We start from the raw sequence: 4,394 nt of genomic DNA on the forward strand, positions 1-4,394 counted from the left end.
GCTCTTCCGATCTATGCGCGCCGCGGCCGCCGCCGGCACCCGGATCGCCTCCATCTGCGCGGGGGCGTTCACCCTTGCCGCGGCCGGGCTGCTGGACGGGCTGAGCGCGACCACGCACTGGGCGGCGGCGCACCGGCTGGCCCAGCGGTTCCCGCGGGTGGACGTGCGGCCGGACGTCCTGTACGTCGACAACGGCCAGATCCTCACCTCGGCCGGGGCCGCCGCCGGCCTGGACCTGTGCCTGCACATCATCCGGCGGGACTTCGGCTCGGCGGTCGCCGCGGACTCGGCCCGGCTGTCGGTGATGCCCCTGGAACGGGAGGGCGGGCAGGCGCAGTTCATCGTCCACGCCCAGCCGCCGGTGCCCCAGGGGTCGCTGCTGGAGCCGGTGCTGTCGTGGATCGAGGACAACCTCGCCCAGGAGGTGACATTGGCGGAGATGGCCCTGCGCGGCGGGATGAGCGAGCGGACCTTCAGCCGCCGCTTCCGCGAGCAGACCGGCACCACGCCGCTGCAGTGGCTGCTGCGCGCACGCGTACGACGGGCGCAGTTCCTGCTGGAGAACACCGACCACGGCGTCGAACGCATCGCCGCGCAGGCCGGGTTCGGCTCGGCCACCGCGTTCCGGGAGCGGTTCAAGCGCGTCGTCGGCGTCACGCCGCAGTCCTACCGCTCCTCCTTCCGGACGAACGCCTCCTGAGCCTCCGGGGGCCCGCGGAGGTCAGCGGTGATCGGCGCAGCCCGACCCCCGGCACTTCTCGATGATCTCGGCCATCGTGTCGCCGAAGCGCTCGCGGACGTCGGGCGCGAGCGGTGCGACGAGACGGTCGAGCTCCACGCTGACCTCGGCATGGAACGCCGTCGCCGCCTCATGACCGGCGTCGGTCAGCGTCACCTGCAGCGCGCGCCGGTCGCCCGGCACGGCTGATCGCTGGGCGAGACCGCGCCGCTCGGCCCGGTACACCCCCGCCCCGGCCGCCTTCTTCGGCGGCGACCACCGCGGCTACACCGACTACCCGGCCCTCACCTGATGGGAGCTCCGGCGGGTTGATCACTTCTTGGACGATGACGGATCAGCGGGACCGCCCGGGTCGAGGGCCTTCTGCTGACGGTCGCGAAACCGTGGCCGGAACAACTCGGCCAGCGCGCACAAGGTCGGCACGCCGGTGCGGCCGGGTGCCGCGAAGAACGATCAGAAGGGCAAGGACCCGTGCCACCGCGTAGATCGCAGTGCACGCGATGCCGCCGGCCCGAAGCCCGGGCGGTCAGTCGTACGGGTTGTGGTCCCGGCGCTCGTATCCGCGCTGCTCGTATCCGCGCGACCGCTCGTGCCGGGGCTGCTCGTATCCCCGCTGCTGTTCGTATCCGCGAGGCTGCTCATATCCGCGAGGCTGCTCGTATCCGCGGGGCTCCTCGTACGGGTACGAGGCCTGATCCGGCACCTCCTCGATGGCCGTACGCCCGATCGACGCCAGCAGCGAGACGATCGCGACGCCGATGATCAGGTTGATGACGGCCGTGGCGATCTGCGGGATGAGGGCCGCGGAGTTCATGAACGGAAGGAGCGTGATGATGACGGTGCCGAGCCCGGCGATCCAGCTGAAGAACCTGTTCGGCTCCGGGGTCGACAGCATGAGGATGTAGAGCAGCAGCGTGGCGATGAGCGCCAGGGCGGCGGCCGAGATCGCGTATCCCGTGGTCGCCGAGCTGCCGTAGACGGGCGCCCCGTCGGGGGTGAGGACGCGGATGCCGAGCAGCCTCTTGCTGATCATGACTCCGACCACCACGATCAGTGCGGCCACCACGGCGGCCGCCACGCCGCCTCCCCACACTCGCGCGGGATTCACCCTCGGCCGGGCCGGAGCCGGGCGGCGATCGTAGCCATCGTGGGAGGGGTATGACATGCGAATCACCCTTGTCGCGGATGCTGATCAGGGACTTCGAGCACCTTACACGCGCCGTCAAGAGGGCAAAGCCGCTTTCCGCTCCAAGCCGATCACTGTGAGTCACCACCGGGCCCGATTCGCCGCCGGCCTGGCCGGATGTGCTCCAGGTCAGCGCCGTCCGCGGCGGGCGGTGCCGAAGATGGATCTGGTGATCTCCCGGCCGAGGGCGGAGGCCGCCGACCGCGCCATGGAGCGGAACTCCTTCGACTCCAGTACGCTCTCCAGCGTGGACCGCTTCGGCTCCGGCTCCCTGGGCCGCGCCGGCTCACGTGGGGTTTCGGCGGCGGGTTCCCCGGCTTGCTGCTGTTCGGCCAGCTTCGCGGACAGGATCTCGTAGGCGGACTGGCGGTCGACCGCCGTACCGTACTTCTGCTGCAGCGGCGAAGAGGCGATGATGCCCTGGACCACGTCCGGGCTCGACGGCGCCATGAGCGTCTGCGGCGCGCACAGGCGCGTCCAGGCCACGGGGGTCGGCGCGCCCGTCTCCGACAGGACCGTGACCACGGCCTCGCCGATGCCGAGCTCGGTGAGCAGCCGTTCCAGGTCGTAGGAGGACGCGGGGAAGGTCGAGACGGTGGCCTTGAGCCCCTTGGCGTCCTGGGGGGTGAAGGCGCGCAGGGCGTGCTGCACGCGCGCGCCGAGCTGGGCCAGCACGTCGGACGGCACGTCGTTCGGTGTCTGGGTGACGAAGAAGACGCCGACGCCCTTCGACCGGATCAGCCGCACGGTCTGGGTGATCGACTGCAGGAACGCCTTGGACGCGTCGTCGAACAGCAGGTGCGCCTCGTCGAAGAAGAACACGAGCTTCGGCTTGTCGACATCGCCCACTTCGGGGAGCACGTGGAAGAGATCGGCGAGCAGCCACATCAGGAAGGTGGAGAACAGCTGCGGCCGGTCCTGCACGGCGGGCAGTTCCAGAACGGAGACCATGCCTCTGCCGTCGCCGGTCACCCGGAGCAGGTCGCGCACGTCGAACTCCGGCTCGCCGAAGAACGCCTCCGCCCCCTGCGCCTCGAAGTTGGTCAACGACCGGAGGATGACGCCAGCCGTCGCCGCCGACAGCCCGCCGATCCCGCTCAGCGCCTCCGGGGTGTCGGTCAGATACCGGATGACCGCGATCAGGTCCTTGAGGTCGAGCAGGGGCAGCCCGTGCTTGTCGGCGAAATAGAAGATCAGGCCGAGCGACGACTCCTGCGTCTCGTTGAGCCCGAGGACCTTGGCGAGCAGGGTCGGCCCGAAGGCGGTCATGGTGGCGCGGATCGGGATTCCGGTCCCGAGACCGCCCAGGGAGAAGAACTCCGCCGGACAGGCCATGGGCTGCCACGTCTGCCCCACCTCGGCGGCCCGCCGGGTGACGCGTTCGGACGTCGTGCCCGGTGAGGCGAGCCCCGACAGGTCCCCCTTGATGTCGGCCAGGAAGACCGGGACTCCCTGGGCCGCGAGCTGCTCCGCCATGAGCTGGAGGGTCTTGGTCTTCCCCGTTCCGGTGGCGCCGGCGACCAGTCCGTGCCGGTTCAGCATGCCGAGAGAGATGCGGATCTGTTCCGAGGGGTCGGCGGTGCCGTCCTCGCGCACCAGGGCCCCGAGTTCCAGCGCCGGTCCCTCGACGTCGTATCCCTTCATCGGCTCTCCCCGTGTGGCTTCCCCGCAATATTGTTACCCATTGTGATGGATATGTCACGGAAAAGAGCGACAAGTGTCAGTCGATCCGCTGGCAGATCGTCACCTGCAGGCGAGGGGACCAGGTCCGGGTGGCCTCGTCGTACGCCTGCGCGTACCCGTTCTTGCTCCCGGCGCAGGGAGCGGCGATCGTCGTCTCCACGTAGACGGCCCCGCCGGGGGTGACGGCATGCGGCCGGGCGATCTCCCACCTGGAGAACGCCACCCGGCCGGTGTTGTACTTGACGGCCAGGTAGACGCGGCGGTCGACGGTGAAATTGCCGCCGGCGACCTTGAGGTGCCCGTTGAAGGTGTAGGTGAACAGGAAGGGCTGGGCCTGCCTGAGGCCGTCGAGCGCGCCGGCGGAGGACGCGGTCGAGGCGTCCGCGGCGGCGCTGAGGGCGGGGACGCCCACGACGAGGACACCGGCGGTGGCGGTGGCGGCGAGCAGCGTTCTGATGGTGCGCTTCATCGGGTTCTCCTGGGTGACGAAGGCTGACGAAGGCTTGCGTCACCATTGATGGGCAGAGCGCCTGCAACGCTCTTTCAGCACCCTGACGTCGGCATGCAGACCGCTTTAGACGCCTTCAGGAAGAGCGGCCCGTGGGATCGATCGCATGCGACAGCGCGCCTCCATCCATGAGAAGATCAACACGATGATGATTGGTCTGAGTGCCGACTGCGGCGGTCATGTCTTCGCGTCGCGACCCGCGCCGTCAGGGACGGGGACGAATGGGTCGTCGATGGCCAGAAGGTGTGGACGTCCGGCGCCCATCACTCCAGGTGGGC

Annotated in this window: 5 protein-coding genes; 1 reads left to right on the plus strand and 4 read right to left on the minus strand. The window is 69.7% G+C overall.

Annotated elements, in window-relative coordinates; translation table 11 throughout:
- Positions 1-700: GlxA family transcriptional regulator (locus ACWDX9_RS60390; RefSeq protein WP_449972933.1), on the plus strand; the 700-nt coding region annotated here is incomplete at its 5' end.
- Positions 701-721: 21 nt separating this feature from the next.
- Here the strand turns inward: ACWDX9_RS60390 and ACWDX9_RS60395 are convergent.
- The 4 genes from ACWDX9_RS60395 to ACWDX9_RS60410 form a co-directional block, all read right to left on the minus strand.
- Entirely contained in the window at positions 722-964 is a 243-nt protein-coding gene (locus tag ACWDX9_RS60395; protein ID WP_449972935.1) for a hypothetical protein, read from the minus strand.
- A 301-nt stretch (positions 965-1,265) separates the two neighbouring features.
- Entirely contained in the window at positions 1,266-1,904 is a 639-nt protein-coding gene (locus ACWDX9_RS60400) for a DUF6069 family protein (protein ID WP_449972937.1), read from the minus strand.
- Between the two features lie 150 nt (positions 1,905-2,054).
- On the minus strand, positions 2,055-3,569 hold the full coding sequence (locus ACWDX9_RS60405) for a helicase HerA-like domain-containing protein (protein ID WP_449972939.1): 1,515 nt from the start codon (positions 3,567-3,569) through the stop codon (positions 2,055-2,057).
- A 76-nt stretch (positions 3,570-3,645) separates the two neighbouring features.
- Positions 3,646-4,077: a hypothetical protein gene (locus ACWDX9_RS60410; RefSeq protein WP_449972941.1), complete on the minus strand. Its 432-nt coding sequence runs from the start codon at positions 4,075-4,077 to the stop codon at positions 3,646-3,648.
- Between the last annotated feature and the right edge of the window lie 317 nt (positions 4,078-4,394).

It is taken from the genome of Nonomuraea sp. NPDC003201, from assembly GCF_053590415.1.